This is a genomic window from Streptomyces camponoticapitis, assembly GCF_014646115.1.
GTDB lineage: Bacteria > Actinomycetota > Actinomycetes > Streptomycetales > Streptomycetaceae > Streptomyces > Streptomyces camponoticapitis.
The window spans coordinates 350,467-372,710 of record NZ_BMMV01000005.1; the positions used below are offsets into that span (position 1 = coordinate 350,467).

A 22,244-nucleotide genomic window follows, 5' to 3' on the forward strand; every position below is an offset into this window, starting at 1 on the left:
GGGCGTCACCCGACCTTCGGGGCCAGATCGTCCGCCAGACCGTTCAGCACCGGCCCCGCGCTCTTGCCGCCGTAGATCTCCTGGAGCGCCGACGCCCAGCTGGTGGTCGCGTCGAAGAACTGCTCCTGCGGGGTGAACTGGATCCGTGTCTGGTCCTGGACGGCCTCGAACGTCTCGATGAAGCCGGGGAGTTCCTTCATCTTGTTCCGGTACGCCGCGTCGTCGCTCACGGACTTCCGCACCGGATCGATGTGGTTGTACTCGATCGCGCCCTTGCGCAGATGCTCCTTGCCGGTGGCCCACTGGAGGAACAGCCACGCCGCGCTCTTCTTCCCGCTCTTGGCGTTCATCCCGAGCGACCAGATCCACATGTTGGTCGCCAGCGACCCGTCGGGCCCCTTCGGCCCCGGGTGGAAGGCGATGTTCCCGGCGGCGGGCGAGGCACCCTTCACCGCCTGGAAGTACGCGGCGGTGTCCGCGTCGAAGAGCATGCCCGCCTTCTTCGCGCCCAGGTCGCTGGAGCACTGGTACCAGGTGTACGAGGTCCAGGAGGGCGGCCCGCCCTTCTTGACCATGTCCGCCCAGTCGCGGGTGAACGTGATGGCCTCGGGCGAGTTCATGGCGGGCTTCAGGCCCTCCCCCTCGACCGTGAAGTCCTTCAGCTTGTAGCGGGAGAACATCGTCATGAAGCCGGGATGGATCGTCGCCCAGCTCCGCGAGCCACGTACCGCGACCCCGTACATCCCGTCGAAACCGGCGCCCGGCGCCTTGCGCTTGATGGTGCCCGCGAGTTCACGCAGCTCGTCGAAGGACTCGGCCGGCCTCAGCCCCAGCTTGTCGAAGACCTCCGTGTTGTACGCCACGACGTTGGCCTCCCAGCCCCACGGCAGCGCGTACTGCCCGCCCCGGCCCAGCGGCTCACCCGCCTTCAGGGACCATCGGGTGCCTTCGAGGAGACTCGGCAGGAAGTCGCTCTGGTCCCATTCCGCGCCGGTGGCGGACTCGTTGCGCATCCACGGACCGAGGTCCTCCAGCCAGCCCGGCGGGCCGTACTGCCACACCATGTAGGCGCCGAGCATGAAGATGTCGTACGACGCCCGGCCGCTGGAGAGGTCCACGGTCAGCTTGTCGAAGTAGTTGTCCTCGGGGAACACGTCGTACTCGACCTTGATGCCGGTCTTCTCGGTGAAGGTCCCCAGCTCGGCGATCAGGGCGTCCGTGTACGGGTGCTTGTTGAGCAGCGCCTTGATGGTCGTGCCCTTGTGCCGCCGCCAGTCGAAGGATCCGGTGACGTCGTCGGCCGCCGAACCGTCGCTCTTGCTGTCGCCGCCGCCGAAGCCGGCGCCGCAGGCGCTCAGCAGCGGGGCGGACGAGGCCGCCGCCGTCAGAGCGAGGAACCGCCGCCGGTCGTGCCCGAGCTTCCCGTGCATGTCCATCCATGACCTCCACGGTCCGGCAGGAGACGCTGTTCCCACGTTCCCACTCGTGGATAACGCGTTCCTTCGAGTGGTTAACAGAGCTTGGAACACCGGTAGTTGCGCGTCAATCCCGCGCGCGCCGGAAAATCTCGGTGCAGAGTGAGAACTTCACAGAGGGAGCCGATATGTGGATGGGTGTCGATCTCGGTACACAGAGCGTCCGTGCGGTGCTCGTCGACGACGACGGGGCCATGCTCGGCAGCGGCGCGGCCCCGCTGGGCGGCGGACGCGACGGGGTACGCCATGAGCAGTCGCCGGACGAGTGGTGGGAAGCGGTGCGCACGGCGATCGGTGGAGCCCTGCGGGACCGGCCGCCCGGTCCGGTCGGCGCGCTCGCGGTGTGCGGCACCTCCGGCACGGTCCTGCTCACCGACGGCGAGGGCCGGCCGCTCACCCCCGGTCTGATGTACGACGACGGGCGCGCGACCGCCGAGGCCGCGCTGGCGCGCGAGCGAGGACTGCGCGTCCAGCCGACGTGGGCACTGCCGAAGGCGATGTGGCTGCTGAGCCGGCACCCGGCGAGCGCGGGCGTACGCCTCACCCACCAGCCCGACCACATCGTCTCCCGCCTGGTCGGCCGCCGTACCCCCACGGACTCCAGCCACGCCCTGAAGACGGGCTACGACCTGACGGCCGACGCCTGGCCGCACGAGAAACTGGCCGGGCTCGGGCTGGCGGAGGAGCTCTTCCCGGATGTCGTACGCCCCGGCGCGCGGCTCGGCGAGGTCGGCGCCGACGGGGAGGCGGCCACCGGTGTCCCCGCCGGTACCCCCGTGATCGCCGGGATGACCGACGGCTGCGCCGCCCAGATCGCGTCCGGCTCACTGAGCCTCGGGTCGTGGAACTCGGTCCTCGGCACCACACTCGTCCTGAAGGGCGTCACCGCCGAACCCGTCCACGACAGCACCGGGGTGGTCTACAACCACCGTGCCCCGGACGGCGGCTGGCTGCCCGGCGGCGCGTCCGGCGTCGGCGCGGGCGCGCTGGCCCGCGCCTTCCCCGACGCGGACCCGGCGCGGCTCGACGGCCTCGCCCCCGCACACGAACCGTCGACCGCGCTCGCCTACCCACTGGTCTCGCGCGGCGAGCGGTTCCCCTTCCTCGCCCCCGAGGCCACGCCCTTCCTGCTCGGCGATCCCGGGTCAGCCGCCGACCACTGGGCGGCGCTCCTCCAGGGCGTCGGCCACACCGAGCGGCTCTGCCTGGACTACCTGGACCATCTCGGCGCCCCCCAGGACGGCCCGCTCACCTTCACCGGCGGCGGCTCACGCAGCGCGTACTGGAACCAGCTGCGCACCGACATCCTGGGCCGGACCGTGCACATCCCCCGGCACAGCGAACCCGCCCTCGGGATGGCGGTCCTCGCCGCGTACGGCGCCGGCGCCGCCCCCACCCTCGCGGACGCGGCCAAGCGCATGGTCGGCCTCAGCCACGTCCTGAGCCCCGACCCGGCCCGTACGGCGCGCTTCCTGGAGCCGTACCTGAAAGTGGTCGGCGAACTGGAACGGCGCGGCTGGCTCCCGTCGCCCGTCGCCACCCACGCCCGCACCCGCGCCGATTCTCTGGAGACCTCGTGAGTACGACCCTGCTGCTGGCCCGCCACGGCCAGACCCTCTGGCACGCCGAGAACCGCTACGCGGGCGTGAGCGACGTCGGCCTCACCGACGAGGGCCGCGCCCAGGCGGCGCGGCTGGGGGAGTGGGCGGGGCGGCAGACGGCGGCGATCGACGCGGTGGTCACCTCGACGGTGTCGCGCGCGATCGTCACGGCGGAGCCCGCCTGCCGGGCACTCGGCCTCGTACCGGAACGCGAACACGACCTGCGCGAATGCGACTTCGGGGTGATGGAGGGCCGCACGCTCGCCGAGTTCGACGCGCTCGACCCGACCGGCGCGGCGGCGTTCCGCGCCGACCCGGTGGTCAACCCCTTCCCGAACGCGGAGGACCCCCGCGCGGCGGCCACCCGCGGCGCGGACGCACTGCGCCGGATCGCGACGGCACACCAGGGCGCCCGGGTCCTGGTGGTCGCGCACAACACCCTGCTGCGGCTGGTGCTCTGCGAACTGCTGGGCATCGAGCTGAGCGACTACCGGCGGGTGTTCCCGGGGCTCCGGAACGCGGCGGTGAGCGAGATCCGGACGGACGGCAGGCGTGTGGCGCTGCTGTCGTTGAACGTGCCGTGCGAGCCGTAGCTCTGGGGCGCCCACCGCCTGTGGAAGGCGGCGTGCGGGACGGTGAGTTCGGGGGAGTACGAATCCGTGGCCTTGACCTCAACCACGGTTCACGTACGACGCTCGATCCCCGGGACACCGACCCGCCTCGGTGACGGGTCGTGCCGACCAAGGAGCGAGCACTCGTGACGACAGAGACCGTGGCCCGATGGATCGGGCGGCACGCCCACCCACTCACCACCCTGGACCCACAGGCGCCCTTGGCGGATCTCCTGCCGCTGGCCGGTCTCGTACGAGACGCCGCCGTCGTGGCTCTCGGCGCCTCGACGCGTCAGGCCCATGAACTGTCCACCGTCGCGCACAGGGCGCTGCGGTTCCTGGTCGAGCGCCACGGATTCCGTTCGGTGGCCCTCGAAGGCGACGACGCGGTGAGGCTCGGGCTCGGCGAGTACGTCGGCACCGGCGCGGGGGACCCGGAGGAACTGCTCGCCGACGCCCGGTCGTTCTGGCGGACCGAGGAGATCCTCGACGTCGTCCGGTGGATGCGCGCGTACAACCGCACCCACCAGGACGACCCCGTCCGCTTCGTCGAAGACCTCGGTCGCCCCCGGACCCCGGAAACCCAACCAGAAGGCCTCGCCGGTATCGAACAGGGCCTGGGCGAGAGCACGATCCGCTGGCAGGAACGGACCGGTGACAAGATCGTCTACTGGGGCGGCCTCGCCCACACGGTCGCCGGCGGCTCGCGGGCCACGGCCGGCAGCTATCTGCGGGAGCGCTTCGGAAGTCGTTACGTATCGGTCGGCCTGACGTTCCACCACGGCACCGCGCCCTACCCGATCACCCCTCCACCGGCGGATTTCGCGGACGCCACGTTGGGGCGCACCGAGCTGGACGCCTATCTCCTGGACCTGCGTACGGAAGGCCCCGCCCCGGTACGCGCATGGCTCGACGCTCCGGCCAAGACCCGCGTGATCGGTCCCGCCTACGACCCCGAGGACAACGACGCCTACCGCATCTCGGGCGGATCACTGGCGGACTGGTTCGACGCCGTCATCCACACCCAGGTGGTGACCCCCGTGGGCGTCCTCGCACGACCGGACAGCACCGGGCGTGGGCGACAGGTTCCCCGCCACGACCGGAGTCGTAGGCGGGACTGACCGAACACCCCTTTGGGGGAAAGTCACAGTCGGTCCGGCAGCCGCCCCGCGGCGCGAAACGATCTCCGTCGAGCCGGCGCGACCCTCACCTCAGCCGATTCCGTGACAAGCGTCACGCCCATCGGCGGCATGGAGAGCCCCAGTTGTTGGAAGTCCACCAACCGCCGGGCAGCCGCGTTGTGCTCGGTCACCCGTGTCCGGAGGTGTCCTGTTGGGCTACCGTCAGCCTGTCCCCAGCCCATATGTCTGTCCTCACCTCGCGGAGTCCCGATGAGCACTGCTGCCGTCACCACCCGTACCGGAGCGGTCCTCGCCGATCTCCTCCCCGTCGCACGGAACCGGTACGCGGTCGACACCGCGCTCGTGCTCGGCGGCGCCGCACTCACCGGCATCGCGGCCCAGCTCTCCGTCCCGGTCCCCGGCTCCCCGGTCCCGGTCACCGGGCAGACCTTCGCCGCGCTGCTCGTCGGCACCGCGCTCGGCGCCCGCCGCGGGTTCCTCGCGCTCGCCGTCTACACCCTCGTCGGCCTGGCGGGCATGCCGTGGTTCTCCGAGGGCGAGTCGGGCCCCGGCATCGTCTCCCTCGGCTACGTACTCGGGATGCTGCTCGCCGCGACGGTCGTCGGCTCGCTGGCCCGGCGCGGCGGCGACCGTTCCGTGGCGCGCACCGCCGGGACCATGGTGCTCGGCTCCGTGATCATCTACGCGGTCGGCGTGCCGTATCTCGCCCTCGCCGCCGACCTGTCGCCCAGCGCCGCCGTCGCGGCCGGACTCACCCCCTTCCTGCTCGGTGACGCACTCAAGGCCGCGCTGGCGATGGGCCTGCTGCCCGCAGCCTGGAAGCTCGTCGGCCGCCAGGGCTGACCCGGACGCCACCCCCACCCCGGAACACCGCGCGCCGTGCCCGACGTGCCACACTTCGCCCATGCGCGTGTATCTCGGCTCCGACCATGCCGGCTTCGAACTCAAGAACCACCTCGTCGAGTGGCTCAAGGCCCACGGCCACGAGCCCGTCGACTGCGGTCCGCACATCTACGACGCCCAGGACGACTATCCGCCGTTCTGCCTCCGCGCCGCGGAGCGGACCGCGGCCGACCCGACGGCCCTCGGCATCGTGATCGGCGGCTCCGGCAACGGCGAGCAGATGGCCGCCAACAAGGTGAAGGGCGTGCGCGCGGCGCTCGTGTGGAACGAGCAGACCGCCGGGCTCAGCCGCGAGCACAACGACGCGAACGTGATCTCCATCGGCGCCCGGATGCACACCCAGGCCGAGTCGACCACGTTCGTGGAGATCTTCCTCGGCACCGAGTACACGGGCGAGGAGCGGCACGCCCGCCGGATCCAGATGCTCGCGACGTACGAGACGAAGGGCGAACTCCCTCCGATCCCGGCGCACCACCCCAAGCAGGACTAGCACTCGTTCCTCGTCGGCGGGCACGCACCACGCACCACGCATCACGCACCAAGGAGAACCCGTGCCCGAGGGGCATACGATCCACCGCCTCGCCGAGGACCTGACCGACCGCTTCTACGCGGATCAGGTCCGCGTGAGCAGCCCGCAGGGCCGGTTCACCGAGAGCGCGGCGCTCCTCGACGGACGGGTGCTGGACGGCGCGAGCGCCCACGGGAAGCATCTCTTCGTCGGCTTCGAGGACCGGGGCTGGATCCATGTCCACCTCGGCCTCTTCGGGAAGGTGGCGCTCGGCGGGACCCCCGCCCCGCCACCCACCGACACCGTCCGGCTGCGGCTGCTCAACGACTCGTATTACATGGAGCTGCGCGGCCCCACCACCTGCGCGCTGATCACCGCACCCGAGAAGCGCGCGATACACGACCGGCTCGGCCCCGACCCGCTGCGCCCGCCCGACGCACCGGGTAACGACCCGGAGCGCGCGTGGGCCCGGATCTCCCGCTCCCGTACCACCGTCGCCGCCCTGCTGATGGACCAGAAGATCATCGCGGGCGTCGGCAACGTCTACCGCGCCGAAGTCCTCTTCCGGCACGGCATCGACCCCTACCGGTCCGGCCGGGACCTCACCCGCGCCGAGTGGGAAGCGATCTGGACCGACCTGGTGGCGCTGATGCGCGAGGGGGTACGCCACAACCGCATCGACACCGTACGGCCCGAGCATCTGCCCGAGGCCATGGGCCGCCCGCCGCGCGTGGACGACCACGGCGGCGAGGTGTACGTCTACCGTCGCGCGACCATGCCCTGCCATCTGTGCGGCACCGAGATCCGGACGGCGTCACTCGCCGCCCGCAACCTCTTCTGGTGCCCGGCCTGCCAGAAGGCCTGAACCGGGCCGGACATGAGCCGGCCCCGGCCCCCTCAGAAACCGTGCGGCAGCCACGGCGCGACCGGCGACACGAAGGCCACCGACGCCTCCGCCAGCGCGCCGGGCCGCAGTTCACGGACCAGCCCCGCCGCCGCCAGCGCCACGGGCGAGGTGTCGCCCAGATACATCGAGCCCAACTCCCGTACCGAGAGCGACAGATCGGCCGCGTCCGCCGTCCGTTCGCAGGACGCGCCCTTGATGTCACCCGTCAGCCGCCAACGTCCCTCGTTCCAGGGGCAGAAGGCGTCCTCGACCTCGAACACCACGTCCACCGGGGCCTGATACGTCCGCGCCGCGAGCGCCGCCCCCACCTCCACCAGCCGTACGTACAGCGAGTCCCGCACCCGGATGTTGGAGCGCCGGACGTCGGAGACCAGGAACTGGAACGCGTCGTCCACCGGCAGGTTCGACACACTCACCCCCGACGTCAGGTCGATCTCGCCGAGGAAGCGCCACAGGGTCGCGTACGCCACCGGGTCCAGCGCGGACACCCGGTCGACCACGACCGTGCCCTTCGGCCCGGCCGGTTCCCATCCGGGCTTGACGCGGTAGAGCGCGTACCCGACCGTCTCGGCGTCGTCGCCCTCGCCCCGGCGCGCGAGCACGCACTGGAGCGCGGTCGCGCCCTCGCGCCGCTCGGGCGGGTCGATCAGCAGCTTCCGCTCCCAGCCGGGCCGCCGCTCCAGCATGCCCGGGCGGCCGTGGACCTGGCGCGCGTACACCGACTCGATGGACTCGCGCGCGTCGTCCAGCGCGACGTACCGCAGCCGCACGGCGTCGGCGCCGTCCGCGTCGGCGGGCACCCGGAACGAGACACGGGAGGTGTCGATCTCGGCGCTCAACTGCCGTGTGCCGACGCCGTATCCGAACCGTCCGTAGATCGCCGGCTCGGACGCGGTCAGCAGCGCCACCGACTGACCCCATGAGCGGACGTCGTCCAACTGCCGCCGCATCATGGAGGTGAGGATCCCGCGCCGCCGGTGCGTCGCCGCGACGCTCACCATCGTGACGCCCGCGGCGGACACCACACCCCCGCCGGGCACCGTGAGCCCGAAGGTGTACGCGCCCGCGGTCGCCACGCACTCGTCGCCGTCCCAGACCCCGACGGAGCGTTCGCACTCCGTCACGGAGCGCCATGCCTCGCGCTCCTCGACGGAGTTGACGAGCGCCCCGCCGAAGGCTCGTTCCAGCGTCCCGAACCAGCGGTCCCAGTCGGGGGCTTCGAGTACTCGCAAGTCTGTGGTCATATGCCATCAGTACCAGGGCGCGGGCGGTCGAGGCGACCCGGTATCGAACGCAATGTCACAGGGGTCCCCCTGCACGTGGGGCCCGCTGATGGATAAGGTCCAACGACAATGGCCGGTGGCGCGAAGACGGACTCGTACACGGCCCGGATGCGCAGGTCGCTGCACCGGGTCCGCATAGGCGTGCGCAAATCCGGAGTCGACTACTTCCGCGGCGACGGCTCTGACTGGATCGCACTCGTCGGACTGCTCCTGACCGTCCCCGGCATCGCGATCGCCACGATGGCGGTCCCCGTCTGGTTCGCGCCGTCCGCGCTGGTCCTGCCGATCGTCGCCGGGGGACTGCTGCTGCGGCCCTCCAGTTTGCTGAGTCTGTACGCGGCCGCCGCCACCGCGCTGATCGTCGAATCGCTCGTCCTCGGCCCGTACGACCAGGGGCCCGCCACGGTGACGCCCGGCACCGTCCTGGTGGTGGCCGCCTGCGGGCTCTTCGGGCTGCTGATCGCCCAGTTCAGGGCCCGCGTGGGTGTGCCGTGGCGGCGCGGCGGCACGATGCTCTTCGACCTGCGCGAACGCATCCGGGTCCAGAGCGCCCTGCCGCAACTGCCGAAGGGCTGGCACCGCGAGATGTCGCTGCGGCCGGCCGGCGGTCAGTCCTTCTCCGGCGACTTCGTCGTGGCCGCCCGCACCAACGGAGGCCGCACGCTCGAAGTCGTCCTCACGGACGTCTCCGGCAAGGGCATGGACGCGGGCTCGCGCGCCCTCCTGCTGTCCGGTGCGTTCGGCGGCCTGCTCGGGTCGCTCCCGCCGGAGGGCTTCCTGCCCGCCGCCAACGGCTATCTGCTCCGCCAGGACTGGGACGAGGGCTTCGCGACCTCCATCCACCTGGTCCTGGACCTGGAATCGGGGGAATACGAGCTGCTGTCGGCGGGCCATCTGCCCGCGCTCCAGCTCCACGCCGGCAGCGGGCGCTGGGAGGAGATGGCGGCGGAGGGCCCGCTCCTCGGCGTCTACGACCGGGCGGAGTTCGACCCGGTGAAGGGCGTCCTGCTGCCGGGCGACGTACTGATGCTGTTCACGGACGGCCTGGTCGAGGCGTCGGGCCGCGACCTCAGCGAGGGCATAGACAGGCTGTCGGGCGAGGCGGACCGGTATGTCGCTGCGGGCTTCGTGGGAGCGGCCTGGCACTTGATCGAATCGGTGGCGAAGCATGTGAACGACGACCGGGCGCTGCTGCTGATCTGCCGCGAGAGCTGAGCCCGACCGGGCCCGGGGGCCGGCACCGTCCGCACCGGCCCCCGTCGCCGGTCAGGCGCCCGACGTCTTCGCCGGCGACAGCTCACCGCCGCCGACGGCCTCGCCGTCACCACCACCGTCGCCGCCACCTCGTCCGCCCGGCAACACCCGCGCCAGCCAGTACGACTTGGCCGCGGCCAGCGGGCCGAGGACCGCGAGGATCAGGACGTAGCCCGCGATGAAGGGGGCCAGCCGCCCGTCCAGCGCCGCGCCCGCCGCCATCGTCGCGAGGATCAGGGCGAACTCGCCGCGTGCCACCAGCGTCGTCGCGATGTTCGCCGCCGGGCCGGAGCCGAAACGGTAGACGCGCGAGGCCACCAGCCCGGCCAGCACGTTCATCGTCAGCGTCACGGTGACGGCCGCCACGACGGGCCAGAGCACCGTCGGCAGGTCGCCCGGGTTGATGGACAGTCCGAAGGCGAAGAAGAAGATGGCGCCGAACGCGTCCCGCAGCGGGTGCACCAGCGTACGGATCCGGTCGCCGGAGGCTGTACTGCCCAGCATCAGACCGACCATGAACGCGCCGATCGCGTCCGCGACCCCGAACCACTCGGAGACCCCGGCCATGAAGACCGCCGCGCCCAGGAAGGAGATGACGAGCAGTTCGTCGTCCTTCGTGTTGATGAGCCGGCCGATGACCTTCTTGCCGAAGCGCGCGGCCAGGGCCAGCAACAGCAGGAATCCGAACGCCTTCCCGCCGTCGACGAGCGCGGCGGAAAGGCTGTCGGCGCCGGACAGGATCGGCTGGAGCGCGGCCAGGTAGAGCGCCAGGAAGATGTCCTCGACGACGATGATCCCGAGGATCGGCTTCGTCTCGGGATTCCCGATACGGCCCAGGTCGACCAGGATCTTCGTGACGATCGCGGACGAGGAGATACCGAGCACACCGGCCAGGACCAGCGCCTCGGACGTGCCCCAGCCCAGCGCGAAGCCGAAGCCGAGCCCGGCGCCCACGTTCAGCGCGAGATAGGCGCCACCGGCGAGGGCCATCCTGCGGCCGCCCGCCTTGAGATCGTCCAGATGGAATTCCAGGCCGAGGTAGAAGAGCAGCAGGACGAGGCCGAGGGCCGACAGCATCTCCAGGTCGTGCGGATCGGAGACGAGCACGATGCCGGGGGTGTGCGGTCCCAGCAGGATTCCGGCCAGGATGAACAGCGGGATCGTCGGCAGCTCGATCCGGCTGCCGAGGCGGGCGAGGAAAGCGGCGGCGAGGAAGGCGCCGCCCATGGCTATGAGGGTGTCTGCGTGTCCGATGGGACCGTTCCTCCATCAAGTCAAAGGCGCGTCAAGGAATCGTCAGTAATTAGTTTACCAAACGATTTATCCTGCAACTTCTGCCCCTTCTGCCGCACCCCATGGAGTCGGACAAATGACGTATCTCAGCCTGGCCGAGGTGGAGTTCATCGCGCGCGAGGCCCACGCCGCCCAGACCGACAAGGCCGGCCGGCCGTACACGGAGCACCTTCAGGCCGTCGCCGACGGGGTCAGGGCGCGCGGCGGCTCGGACGAGCAGATCGCGGCGGCCTGGCTGCACGACTCCGTCGAGGACGACGCCCTCTCCCGCGAATGGCTCGATGCGGCCGCGCTGCCCGCCCGAGTCAAGGACATGGTCCTGGCGGTGACGAAGGTGAAGGGCGAGTCCACCGCCACGTACACCAGTCGCATTCTGGCCACCCCCGGCGCGCTGCTCGTCAAGGAGTCGGACCTGGCCCACAACGCGGATCCGGGCCGCCTCGCCGTGCTGGACGAGGCGGCCCGGATCAGGCTCACCGAGAAGTACGCGGAAGTACGGCGGCTACTTGGCCTGCCCCGCTGACCGGCCGGCGCCCGTCCGATGCGGCCCGGCACCGGACACCGCGTCCTGGCGGAAGGCCCACTTCATCTCCGGTTCCGTCGCGCAGCGGAAGAGCCGGCGGACCGGCGGCGTGCAGAGCAGCGTCATCGCGACGCCCGCGAGCAGGGTCAGGAAGACCTTGCCCGCCGGCTCGTTGAGCCAGGCGTTGGTGGCGAAGATCCCGCTGTACACGGCGCCCTTGACCAGGAAACCGTGCAGCAGATAGCCGCAGATGGTGCCCGCGCCGAGTGCGGTGAACCACATCTCGCGGCGCGGCACCCACGACAGGAACGCGGCCGTCAGCACGACCGAACAGCCGAACATCGCGAAGGTCATGACGACGCCCGTCCACCACGGCGCCCCTTGGTCCTGGGCCGCGCTGTTGTGGTAGAACCACGCGTTCTGCATCCGGACCGCCGCCCAGTACGCGAAGGCGAGCGCGCCCACGAAGACGGGCACGGCCAGCAGCCTGACCTCACGCCGCCGCACCAGCTGGAAGTGCTCGGGCTTGAGCACGAGCCCCAGGACGAAGAGGGGCAGGAACTGCAGTACGCGCTGGAGGTTGAGGTCCTCGCCGATGTTCGGTGTGAAGGAGGCGAGCGCGGCGATACCGAGGGCGACCGGCAGGGGATGGCGCAGCGACAGCCAGAGGGGGGTGGTCAGTCGCCAGATGAACAACGCGGCCAGGAACCAGGTGAGATACCAGGGGTCGAGCAGACTGATCGGGTGCCCCGGGTCGTTGGTGGCCCGCTTGAACAGCGAGTACGCGACCTCGAAGACGACGTACGGGACGGCGATCCCGGTCAGCAGGCGTCTGATCTGGTGGGGGCGGCCGGTGTAACTCCGGGAGAAGTAGCCGGAGATGATGATGAAGGCCGGCATGTGGAACGAGTAGACGACCATGTAGATCGCCTTCGTCGCCCTGCTGCCCTCCATGACGGGCTCCCACGCGTGGCCCATGGCCACCAGCACGATGGCCAGGTACTTCGCGTTGTCGAAGAACGCGTCTCGCTTCGTGGACGTCCTGGCGACGGGGGGTGACGACTTCGCGGAGTCCTGACGGGTCCGTACAGGGGTTTCGGCCACTGCGGCCGACGCGGTCCGTGCAGTTGGGGGGACGGGATCCAACTCCCGCGAGCGGGGGAGTGGAGCCCTCTCATATCTGTGCGGAGCTGGGGACATCTCATTAACCCTAGCGCCGCACAATGCGATGAGTAAAACCTCCTGGGCAACTGGGGTGTTCGACACCGAAACAGCCTCTCACCGGTAGATATGCCCCTGTTAATCCCCCTTAAATAGGGCATATCATCAGGGTGTGGCCCTCGATATGACTCCGCGTGAATTCATCCGCCGAACTCTCGTGGACGCGCCGGGAATTGGCTGTGAGTCCGCTGTGAACGCGAGGAAATGATCGCATCGAATTGACGTGCCATTCATTTCCCCCGCCCCCGCGCGACCGGCGTCACACCCGGCGCGCCCGCCGGGGCGATTGGCGTGATCCTTACCTCGATGATTCGTCACGGGACGCCAACTGGGCGGAGGTTGGTGGCACGATGGTGGGAGCGGGAATGTGCGAGGCCGTGAGCTCCCGCGGCCGGCAAGGCGGACCGACCGAGGGTGTGATCAGTTGTGGCTATTTCACTGTCTGTGGTGCTGCTGTTGGCGATCGTCCTCGTGGTGCTGATCCGCGGCGGCTCCCTGAAGGGCGGCCCCGCGACGGTCGCGATCCTGTTCGGCTTCTTCCTGGCATCCACGGACATGGCTCCGTCGGTGAACAGGTTCCTGAACTCGCTGGCGGAGACGATCAACCAGATCAACTTCTAGGACCCGCTGTTCGGACCCGACCCGGCACCGCCCCCGACCCCGCCCGTCCGCCACCGGAGTGCCAACGCATCAGGGCCAGTCCGGAGGGTCACCCTCCGACCTGGCCCTGAGTCATGTGGAGCGGGCGACGGGAATCGAACCCGCGTAGCTAGTTTGGAAGACTAGGGCTCTACCATTGAGCTACGCCCGCACGCGCCGCAGGTCACGAGGACCGCGGCACGGAAAACATCGTAGCGGGTCCGCGGCCCTCGACGCACACCGCTTCGCCGTCGCCTCCGTACCGGTAAATACGTCCGGCGCACTGTCCGCGGGCATGTACCCTACGTGTCGCACCGACGGGGTGTGGCGCAGCTTGGTAGCGCGTCCGCTTTGGGAGCGGAAGGTCGTCGGTTCGAATCCGGCCACCCCGACCATCAGTACACGTGCCTGTTCATGATCGCGTTGTGGGCGTCATCCTGCTTGCGGCTACTATGCAAGCTGCGTGCCCGTGTGTCTGAAGAGACTGTGAAGAACCGGGCCGAATCCGCTGGTCCGCCGGAGTCACGGCGGGCGTAGCAGAACCCCAGAATCAGCCACCAAGGAGACCGAACCGTGAAGAGCGCCGTGGAGACCCTGAACCCGACCCGGGTTCGGCTCACTGTCGAGGTGCCCTTCGAGGAGCTCAAGGACAGCCTCGACGCGGCGTACAAGAAGATCAACGACCAGGTCACGGTGAAGGGCTTCCGTAAGGGCAAGATCCCGGCCCGCGTCATCGACCAGCGGTTCGGCCGTGGAGCTGTGCTGGAGGAGGCCGTCAACGACGCCCTTCCGAAGTTCTACACGGAGGCCGTCAACGAGGGCGAGCTCAATGTCCTCGGGCAGCCCGAGGTCGACATCAAGGAGCTGAAGGACGGCGAGCTGCTCTCCTTCACCGCCGAGGTCGACATCCGTCCGGTCATCGAGATCCCGGACTACACCGGCATCGAGGTCACCGTCGACGCGGTCGACGTCTCCGACGAGGACGTCGACAAGTCCGTCGACGAGCTCCGTGAGCGCTTCGCCTCCACCAACCCCGTCGAGCGTGCCGCCGCCGAGGGCGACGTCGTGACGATCGACCTGGAGGCCAAGGTCGACGGCGAGGTCCTGGAGGACGGCGTCGCGAGTGACGTGCAGTACACCATCGGCTCCGGCGAGCTGCTCGAAGGCATCGACGAGGCCGTGACCGGCCTGGAGGCCGGCGGCGAAGCCACCTTCACCTCCCAGCTCAAGGGCGGCACCGCCGAGGGCAAGGACGCCGAGGTCTCCGTCAAGGTCTCCCAGGTCGCCTCCCGCGAGCTGCCCGACCTGGACGACGACTTCGCGCAGATGGCGAGCGAGTTCGACACCCTTGAGGAGCTCAAGGCGGACAGCCGCAAGCGCCTCGGGAACATGAAGCAGTACGACCAGGCCACCCAGGCCCAGGAGCGCGTCCTCGACGAGCTGCTGAAGCTGGCGGAGGTCCCGATCCCCGAGAAGCTCCTCGAGGACGAGATCAAGACCCGTAAGCACAACCTGGAGCACCACCAGCTCGGTCAGATGGGCCTCGACCTTCCGAAGTACCTGGAGATCCAGGGCAAGACGGAGGAGGAGTTCGACGAGGAGACCAAGGAGCAGGCGGTCAAGGGCATCAAGACCCAGTTCATCCTCGACGAGCTGGTCAACAAGGAGAAGCTGAACGTGAACCAGGAGGAGCTCACCGAGCACCTCATGCGTCGCGCGCAGTCCTCCGGCATGTCGCCCGACCAGTTCGCGCAGGCGGTCGTCGAAGGCGGCCAGGTGCCGATGCTCGTCGGCGAGGTCGCCCGCGGCAAGGCGCTCGCCGTGGTGGTCGAGGCCGCCAAGGTGACGGACACGAACGGTGAGGTCGTCGACCTCCAGGACGACGAGGACGAGACCGCCGAGACCGTCGAGGCGTCCTCCGACGACACCGAGGCCGCGTCCGGCGCGGCCACCGAGGCCGCCGCGGACGACGACAAGCCCGAGGCGAAGAACGAGGGCTGAGCGTCCTCGCTCGACCGGATCTCCGGGCCCCGGGACGCTACTCGCGCCCGGGGCCCGCTCCGTAGCCCCGCCCCTGCCACGACCCAACTACCTTGCGCTGCCAGCGAACAGTCCAGGAAGCGGGATGGCGCCCGCCGACCAGCGCGTTAGGGTCCATGAATACGAGGGCTGGGGAGCGCCCCGTCCCCCGGAACGAAAGACGCTGAGACGGCCGGAGCCGTCAGAGACGAGCAGGTGGACACGTGACGAATCTGATGCCTTACGCCGCCGGCGAGCCGTCCCTCGGTGGTGGCCTCGGCGACCAGGTCTACAGCCGACTGCTCGGTGAGCGGATCATCTTCCTCGGCCAGCAGGTCGACGACGACATCGCCAACAAGATCACCGCGCAGCTCCTTCTTCTCGCGGCCGAGCCCGAGAAGGACATCTACCTCTACATCAACAGCCCCGGTGGTTCGGTCACGGCGGGCATGGCGGTCTACGACACCATGCAGTACATCCCGAACGACGTGGTGACCATCGGAATGGGCATGGCGGCCTCCATGGGCCAGTTCCTGCTGACCGGCGGCACCGCCGGCAAGCGCTTCGCGCTGCCCAACACCGACATCCTCATGCACCAGGGCTCCGCGGGCCTCGGCGGCACCGCCTCCGACATCAAGATCCAGGCCGAGCAGCTGCTCCGTACGAAGAAGCGCATGGCCGAGATCACCGCCCGTCACACGGGCCAGACCGAAGAGACCATCATCCGCGACGGTGACCGCGACCGCTGGTTCACCGCCGAGGAGGCCGTGTCCTACGGCATCATCGACGAGATCATCTCCGCTGCTTCGGGTGTTCCGGGCGGCGGCGGCACCGGCGCCTGAGGGCCATCAGTACGCCCCGGACCGGCCACGTCACCCCATCGAACGCCACCAGGATGGTGAACACCCCTATGAACAACTTCCCCGGCGCCTCCCCGAGCGGCCTGTACACCGGCCCTCAGGTGGACAACCGCTATGTCATCCCGCGCTTCGTGGAGCGCACCTCGCAGGGCGTACGGGAGTACGACCCGTACGCGAAGCTCTTCGAGGAGCGCGTGATCTTCCTCGGTGTCCAGATCGACGACGCGTCGGCCAACGACGTCATGGCGCAGCTGCTGTGCCTGGAGTCCATGGACCCCGACCGTGACATCTCCATCTACATCAACAGCCCCGGCGGCTCGATGACGGCCCTCACGGCCATCTACGACACGATGCAGTTCGTGAAGCCGGACATCCAGACGGTCTGCATGGGCCAGGCCGCCTCCGCGGCGGCGGTCCTGCTCGCGGCCGGCACGGCGGGCAAGCGCCTGGCCCTGCCGAACGCGCGCGTCCTGATCCACCAGCCGTCCAGCCAGACCGGCCGTGAGCAGCTCTCCGACCTGGAGATCGCGGCCAACGAGATCCTGCGCATGCGCGCACAGCTCGAGGACATGCTCGCCAAGCACTCCACGACGCCGATCGAGAAGGTCCGCGACGACATCGAGCGCGACAAGATCCTGACCGCCGAGGACGCTCTGGCGTACGGTCTGGTCGACCAGATCGTCTCGACCCGTAAGACCACGGCGGCGGCAGCGGCCTGACCCGTCCGGTGCCCTTGGCGCGGTCTCACGTCCTCGTGAACCGTGCCAAGGGGGGCCCGTACGGGGGGCCAGGCAAGGTACCGTCGGGTATGAGGCACAGGAGCCGCTGAACCAGGCTGCTCCCAGGCGAAGGGGAAGCACCTCGTGGCACGCATCGGTGATGGCGGCGACCTGCTCAAGTGCTCGTTCTGCGGGAAGAGCCAGAAGCAGGTGAAGAAGCTCATCGCAGGCCCCGGGGTCTATATCTGCGACGAGTGCATCGACCTCTGCAACGAGATCATCGAGGAGGAGCTCGCCGAGACCTCCGAGGTGCGGTGGGAGGAACTGCCAAAGCCGCGCGAGATCTACGAGTTCCTCGAGGGGTACGTCGTCGGGCAGGCGCCCGCGAAGAAGGCGCTCTCGGTGGCGGTGTACAACCACTACAAGCGCGTGCAGGCCGGTGAGAACGGCGGCGGCGCGGGCCGCGACGACGCGATCGAGCTCGCCAAGTCCAACATCCTGCTGCTGGGCCCCACGGGCTCGGGCAAGACGCTCCTCGCGCAGACACTGGCCCGAATGCTGAACGTACCGTTCGCGATCGCGGACGCCACGGCGCTGACGGAGGCCGGCTATGTCGGCGAGGACGTCGAGAACATTCTGCTGAAGCTGATCCAGGCGGCCGACTACGACGTCAAGAAGGCCGAGACCGGGATCATCTACATCGACGAGATCGACAAGGTCGCCCGCAAGAGCGAGAACCCGTCGATCACCCGCGATGTCTCCGGCGAGGGCGTCCAGCAGGCCCTGCTGAAGATCCTTGAGGGCACCACGGCCTCGGTCCCGCCGCAGGGCGGCCGTAAACACCCGCACCAGGAGTTCATCCAGATCGACACGACGAACGTGCTGTTCATCGTGGGCGGCGCCTTCGCGGGTCTGGAGAAGATCATCGAGTCACGGGCCGGTGCCAAGGGCATCGGCTTCGGCGCGACGATCCGCTCCAAGCGCGAGATCGAGGAGAGCGACCAGTTCCAGGAGGTCATGCCGGAGGACCTGGTGAAGTTCGGGATGATCCCCGAGTTCATCGGCCGCCTCCCGGTCCTGACCTCGGTGCACAACCTGGACCGCGAGGCGCTCCTCAAGATCCTGGTCGAGCCGCGCAACGCGCTGGTGAAGCAGTACCAGCGCCTGTTCGAACTCGACGGCGTGGAGCTGGACTTCGACCTCCCGGCCCTCGAAGCCATCGCCGACCAGGCGATCCTGCGCGGCACGGGCGCGCGCGGTCTGCGCGCGATCCTGGAGGAGGTCCTCCAGTCGGTGATGTACGAGGTCCCGTCCCGCAAGGACGTGGCCCGCGTCGTCATCACGGCGGACGTCGTCCGCAACAACGTGAACCCGACACTGGTCCCGCGCGAGCCGCGGATCGTGAAGAACGACGGCCGCCACGAGAAGTCCGCGTAACGGCACCACCCGTACGCACGGAAAGAGGGGCGCCCGGCCGGATCATCCGGCCGGGCGCCCCTCTTCGTGGGTGGTGCGTGCCGTCAGAGCTTCACGCGAACGTCGTTGCGCAGCTTGGCGGTTGTGGCGGCGGCGTCCTCGAGGGAGCCGGCCTTGCCCGTGAGGGCGCTCGCCATGTCGATCGGCATGGCGAAGCCCAGGGTGGAGTAGTCGCCCCAGATGCAGATGGAGAAGGCCACCTCTGAGGGGCCCTCCGTCTCGCCCGTCGCCATCTTGGCCTCCTGGCACTTCAGGACGGCGCCGTCGAGACCCTCGGGCTCGAAGGACTTGGCGTCCCCCTCGAACTTCGGGACGTCCTCGCCCTCCTCCTTCGCGGACTCCGACTTGAGGTAGTTGAACATGGCGTCGACGGCCTTCTCGGGGTCCTCGACCTCGCCGTACACGCCGCCGAACTGGATCAGCTTCCCGGCCAGCGGGTTGTCCTCCGACCCGGACTGGTACCCGGCGTTCACGTCCTTGGGGTTCTTCACGCCCCACTTCTCGGCGTCCTTGAGGTCGTTCTTGGTCATGCCCCCGGTGTCGCCCGTGCCCTCGCCCTTCTTGTACTCGCCGTCTATCACCGTCGCCGGCGTGATCAGCTTGTGCGGGCCGTCGTCGGCGACCTCACTGCTGCCTCCGCCCACCAGGAAGTACGCCCCACCACCGATCACCGCGAGTGCCACGACGACCGAGGCGATGATCAGGCCCGTCTTCTTCTTGGGGGCTCCCTGCGGCGGCGGGAAGCTCGGTGCCCCGCCGTACGGGGGCTGCTGCGGCGGCTGGCCGTACGGGCCCGGCTGCTGCGGCTGGCCGTAGCCCTGCTGGGGGACTCCCTGCGGCGGCTGCTGCGGGTACCCGTAACCGGGCTGCCCTTGCGGCGGCTGCTGGGGATACCCGTAGCCGGGCTGGCCCTGCGGCGGCTGCTGTCCGTACGGTCCGGGCTGGCCCTGCGGCTGCTGCCCACCGTACGGGCCCGGCTGGTTGTAGCTCATGTGCTCTGTCCCCTCCAGATGCTTATGCGTTTCCGACATCCTGACTGAAGGAGCCGTGACATGGGCCATCGGGGGGCGCACCGTTACCGAACTATCTCGTTTCAGTGCGGAGCTGGTACGCGCCTAAACTGTGTGCGTGACCGAGAACTCTCAAGCGCAGCCCGCAGCCAACCCTGAACTGCCGACCCAGTACGCGCCGGCCGAGGTGGAGGGGAAGCTGTACGAGCGCTGGGTAGAACGCGGCTACTTCGAGGCTGACGAGAAGAGCGGGAAGCCGCCGTACACCATCGTCATCCCGCCGCCGAACGTCACCGGCAGCCTGCACCTCGGGCACGCCTTCGAGCACACGATCATCGACGCCCTGACCCGCCGCAAGCGTATGCAGGGCTACGAGACGCTGTGGCAGCCCGGCATGGACCACGCCGGTATCGCCACGCAGAACGTCGTCGAGCGCGAGCTGGCCAAGGAGGGCAAGTCCCGGCAGGACCTGGGGCGTGCGGCCTTCGTCGAGCGGGTCTGGCAGTGGAAGGAAGAGTCCGGCGGCCAGATCTCCGGCCAGATGCGCCGTCTCGGTGACGGCGTCGCCTGGTCCCGTGAGCGGTTCACGATGGACGAGGGGCTGTCCGCGGCCGTCCAGACCATCTTCAAGCGGCTCTACGACGACGAACTGATCTACCGCGCCGAGCGCATCATCAACTGGTGCCCGCGCTGTCTCACCGCGATCTCCGACATCGAGGTCGAGTACCAGGACGACGACGGCGAACTGGTCTCCATCAAGTACGGCGACGGGGACGAGACGCTCGTCGTCGCCACCACCCGCGCCGAGACGATGCTGGGTGACACCGCCGTCGCCGTCCACCCCGACGACGCGCGCTACACACACCTGGTCGGCAGGCGGATCAAGCTGCCGCTCACCGACCGTACGATCCCGGTCGTCGCGGACGAGCACGTCGACCCCGAGTTCGGCACGGGCGCGGTCAAGGTGACACCCGCCCATGACCCGAACGACTTCGAGATCGGCCGTCGCCACGACCTGCCCAACATCACGGTCATGGACGAGCGGGCGGTCATCACGGTCCCCGGCCCCTTCCAAGGGCTCGACCGCTACGAGGCCCGCTCAGCCATCGTCGCGGCGCTCCGTGCGGACGGCCGGATCGTCGCCGAGAAGCGGCCGTACGTCCACTCCGTGGGCCACTGCTCGCGCTGCAAGACGACCGTCGAGCCCCGTCTCTCTCTCCAGTGGTGGGTCAAGGTCGGCCCGCTCGCCAAGGCGGCGGGCGACGCGGTCCGGGACGGCCGGGTCGCGATCCACCCCAAGGAGATGGAGTCCCGCTACTTCGCGTGGGTCGACAACCTCAACGACTGGTGCATCTCACGGCAGTTGTGGTGGGGGCACCGCATTCCCGTCTGGCACGGCCCGGACGGCGAGACCGTCTGTGTCGGTCCGAACGACGAGCCGCCGACCGGCGAGGGCTGGAGCCAGGACACCGACGTCCTGGACACCTGGTTCTCGTCCGGGCTGTGGCCGTTCTCCACGCTGGGCTGGCCCGAACAGACCCCGAGCCTGGAGAAGTTCTATCCGAACTCGGTCCTGGTCACCGGCTACGACATCCTCTTCTTCTGGGTCGCCCGGATGATGATGTTCGGCCTGTACGCGATGGACGGCACCCCGCCGTTCCACACCATCGCGCTGCACGGCATGGTCCGTGACCAGTTCGGCAAGAAGATGTCGAAGTCCTTCGGCAACGCGGTCAACCCGCTGGACTGGATGGACACGTACGGATCCGACGCCGTCCGCTTCACGCTCGCCCGGGGCGCCAACCCCGGGGTCGACGTCCCCATCGGCGAGGACTGGGTCCAGGGCTCCCGCAACTTCGCCAACAAGATCTGGAACGCGACCCGTTTCGCCATGATGAACGGCGCCACGGTCGAGGGCCCGCTGCCCGACGCGTCGGAGACGTCCGCCACCGACCGGTGGATCCTCTCCCGGCTGAACCAGACCGTCGCGCAGGTCGACGCGTACTACGAGGACTACCAGTTCGCGAAACTCAGCGACGCCCTCTTCCACTTCGCGTGGGACGAGGTCTTCGACTGGTACGTCGAGCTGTCCAAGACGACGTTCTTCGCGGGCGGCGACCAGGCCAAGGTCTCCGGGCGCGTCCTCGGTGAGGTCCTGGACGTCACCCTGCGTCTGCTGCACCCGGTCGTCCCATTCGTCACCGAGACGCTGTGGACCACCCTGACCGGCAAGGAGTCGGTGGTCATCGCCGACTGGCCGGCCGACTCGGGCTTCCGCGACCCGGCCGCCGAGCGGGAGATCGAGCAGGTCCAGCAGGTCGTCACCGAGGTCCGCCGGTTCCGTGCCGACCAGGGTCTGCAGTCGGCCCAGAAGGTCCCCGGCCGGCTCGACCTGTCCGCGACCCCGCTCGCCCCGCACGAGGCGGCGATCAGGCAGGTGCTGCGGCTCCAGGCGGCGGGCGACGGCTTCCATCCGACCGCGACCCTGCCCGTCGCGGGTGCCACGGTGGAGCTGGACCTGTCCGGGACGATCGACGTCGAGGCGGAGCGCAAGCGCCTGACGAAGGACCGGGACGCGGCCGAGAAGGAGAAGCAGCAGGCCACGGCCAAGCTCGGCAACGAGGCGTTCCTCGCGAAGGCCCCGGACAACGTGGTCGACAAGATCCGCGGCCGGCTGGTCAAGGCCGAGTCCGACATCGAGCGGATCACCGCGCAGCTGGCGGCTCTCCCGGAGAGCTGACGGCGGCCGGAGAAGCACCGGAACCGGTTGACGGGGCGGGGCGGCGTCTGTGCCGTACCC

The 22,244-nt window shown here is 69.4% G+C and carries 19 protein-coding genes and 2 tRNA genes; 15 read left to right on the forward strand and 6 right to left on the reverse strand.

Annotated features, from left to right (window positions below; genetic code table 11):
• Positions 1–5: 5 nt before the first annotated feature.
• Positions 6–1,436, reverse strand: coding sequence for an ABC transporter substrate-binding protein (locus IEY79_RS10590; protein ID WP_189107111.1), 1,431 nt, complete (start codon positions 1,434–1,436; stop codon positions 6–8).
• A gap of 173 nt (positions 1,437–1,609) precedes the next feature.
• Here IEY79_RS10590 and IEY79_RS10595 point away from each other — a divergent pair, with 173 nt between their 5' ends.
• From IEY79_RS10595 to IEY79_RS10620, 6 genes are all read left to right on the forward strand, one after another.
• Complete coding sequence (locus tag IEY79_RS10595; protein WP_373292514.1) at positions 1,610–3,055, forward strand: FGGY-family carbohydrate kinase; 1,446 nt, start codon at positions 1,610–1,612, stop codon at positions 3,053–3,055.
• On the forward strand, positions 3,052–3,669 hold the full coding sequence (locus tag IEY79_RS10600; RefSeq protein ID WP_189107113.1) for a histidine phosphatase family protein: 618 nt from the start codon (positions 3,052–3,054) through the stop codon (positions 3,667–3,669). Before IEY79_RS10595 ends, IEY79_RS10600 begins: the two co-directional genes overlap by 4 nt.
• 164 nt (positions 3,670–3,833) lie before the next feature.
• On the forward strand, positions 3,834–4,808 hold the full coding sequence (locus IEY79_RS10605) for an erythromycin esterase family protein (protein ID WP_189107114.1): 975 nt from the start codon (positions 3,834–3,836) through the stop codon (positions 4,806–4,808).
• A 270-nt stretch (positions 4,809–5,078) separates the two neighbouring features.
• On the forward strand, positions 5,079–5,672 hold the full coding sequence (locus IEY79_RS10610) for a biotin transporter BioY (RefSeq protein WP_189107115.1): 594 nt from the start codon (positions 5,079–5,081) through the stop codon (positions 5,670–5,672).
• 61 nt (positions 5,673–5,733) lie between these two features.
• Positions 5,734–6,222 (forward strand): ribose-5-phosphate isomerase, encoded by a 489-nt coding sequence (locus IEY79_RS10615; protein ID WP_189107116.1) that lies wholly within the window; start codon positions 5,734–5,736, stop codon positions 6,220–6,222.
• 61 nt (positions 6,223–6,283) lie between these two features.
• Positions 6,284–7,105, forward strand: coding sequence for an Fpg/Nei family DNA glycosylase (locus IEY79_RS10620; protein WP_189107117.1), 822 nt, complete (start codon positions 6,284–6,286; stop codon positions 7,103–7,105).
• Positions 7,106–7,137: 32 nt separating this feature from the next.
• Here the strand turns inward: IEY79_RS10620 and IEY79_RS10625 are convergent, their stop codons facing one another.
• On the reverse strand, positions 7,138–8,391 hold the full coding sequence (locus IEY79_RS10625; RefSeq protein WP_189107118.1) for a GNAT family N-acetyltransferase: 1,254 nt from the start codon (positions 8,389–8,391) through the stop codon (positions 7,138–7,140).
• Between the two features lie 108 nt (positions 8,392–8,499).
• Between IEY79_RS10625 and IEY79_RS10630 the strand changes: the two genes are divergently transcribed.
• Complete coding sequence (locus tag IEY79_RS10630) at positions 8,500–9,645, forward strand: PP2C family protein-serine/threonine phosphatase (RefSeq protein ID WP_189107119.1); 1,146 nt, start codon at positions 8,500–8,502, stop codon at positions 9,643–9,645.
• Between the two features lie 51 nt (positions 9,646–9,696).
• Here IEY79_RS10630 and IEY79_RS10635 read toward each other — a convergent pair whose 3' ends face one another.
• Positions 9,697–10,911 carry a cation:proton antiporter gene (locus IEY79_RS10635; RefSeq protein ID WP_189107120.1) on the reverse strand — a complete coding sequence of 405 codons (1,215 nt, stop codon included), beginning with the start codon at positions 10,909–10,911 and terminating at the stop codon, positions 9,697–9,699.
• 142 nt (positions 10,912–11,053) lie between these two features.
• On the opposite strand from IEY79_RS10635, the gene IEY79_RS10640 reads away from it, so the two are divergent.
• Entirely contained in the window at positions 11,054–11,500 is a 447-nt protein-coding gene (locus IEY79_RS10640) for an HD domain-containing protein (RefSeq protein ID WP_189107121.1), read from the forward strand.
• Here IEY79_RS10640 and IEY79_RS10645 read toward each other — a convergent pair.
• Entirely contained in the window at positions 11,480–12,700 is a 1,221-nt protein-coding gene (locus IEY79_RS10645; protein ID WP_189107122.1) for an acyltransferase family protein, read from the reverse strand. The genes IEY79_RS10640 and IEY79_RS10645 overlap by 21 nt on opposite strands.
• 447 nt (positions 12,701–13,147) lie before the next feature.
• On the opposite strand from IEY79_RS10645, the gene IEY79_RS10650 reads away from it, so the two are divergent.
• Positions 13,148–13,342 carry a hypothetical protein gene (locus IEY79_RS10650; RefSeq protein WP_189107123.1) on the forward strand — a complete coding sequence of 65 codons (195 nt, stop codon included), beginning with the start codon at positions 13,148–13,150 and terminating at the stop codon, positions 13,340–13,342.
• 116 nt (positions 13,343–13,458) lie between these two features.
• On the opposite strand, the gene IEY79_RS10655 is transcribed toward IEY79_RS10650, so the two are convergent.
• Positions 13,459–13,532 (reverse strand) — tRNA-Gly (locus IEY79_RS10655).
• A gap of 146 nt (positions 13,533–13,678) precedes the next feature.
• Here IEY79_RS10655 and IEY79_RS10660 point away from each other — a divergent pair.
• The 5 genes from IEY79_RS10660 to clpX all read left to right on the forward strand — a co-directional run bounded on the left by IEY79_RS10660 (position 13,679) and on the right by clpX (position 18,395).
• Positions 13,679–13,755: transfer RNA gene (locus IEY79_RS10660), tRNA-Pro, on the forward strand.
• Positions 13,756–13,933: 178 nt separating this feature from the next.
• The gene (gene tig / locus IEY79_RS10665) at positions 13,934–15,361 is read left to right on the forward strand and encodes a trigger factor (protein WP_189107124.1); all 1,428 of its coding nucleotides are present in this window, start codon (positions 13,934–13,936) and stop codon (positions 15,359–15,361) included.
• Positions 15,362–15,615: 254 nt separating this feature from the next.
• Entirely contained in the window at positions 15,616–16,221 is a 606-nt protein-coding gene (locus IEY79_RS10670; protein WP_031231653.1) for an ATP-dependent Clp protease proteolytic subunit, read from the forward strand.
• A gap of 53 nt (positions 16,222–16,274) precedes the next feature.
• Positions 16,275–16,958 (forward strand): ATP-dependent Clp protease proteolytic subunit, encoded by a 684-nt coding sequence (locus IEY79_RS10675; protein ID WP_308426659.1) that lies wholly within the window; start codon positions 16,275–16,277, stop codon positions 16,956–16,958.
• A 144-nt stretch (positions 16,959–17,102) separates the two neighbouring features.
• A complete protein-coding gene (clpX, locus tag IEY79_RS10680) occupies positions 17,103–18,395 on the forward strand; it encodes an ATP-dependent Clp protease ATP-binding subunit ClpX (protein ID WP_189107126.1) in 1,293 nt (430 codons plus the stop codon).
• Between the two features lie 83 nt (positions 18,396–18,478).
• On the opposite strand, the gene IEY79_RS10685 is transcribed toward clpX, so the two are convergent.
• Positions 18,479–19,426 carry a flagellar basal body-associated FliL family protein gene (locus tag IEY79_RS10685; protein WP_189107127.1) on the reverse strand — a complete coding sequence of 316 codons (948 nt, stop codon included), beginning with the start codon at positions 19,424–19,426 and terminating at the stop codon, positions 18,479–18,481.
• A 136-nt stretch (positions 19,427–19,562) separates the two neighbouring features.
• Between IEY79_RS10685 and IEY79_RS10690 the strand changes: the two genes are divergently transcribed.
• Entirely contained in the window at positions 19,563–22,184 is a 2,622-nt protein-coding gene (locus IEY79_RS10690; RefSeq protein WP_189107128.1) for a valine--tRNA ligase, read from the forward strand.
• Positions 22,185–22,244 lie beyond the last annotated feature (60 nt).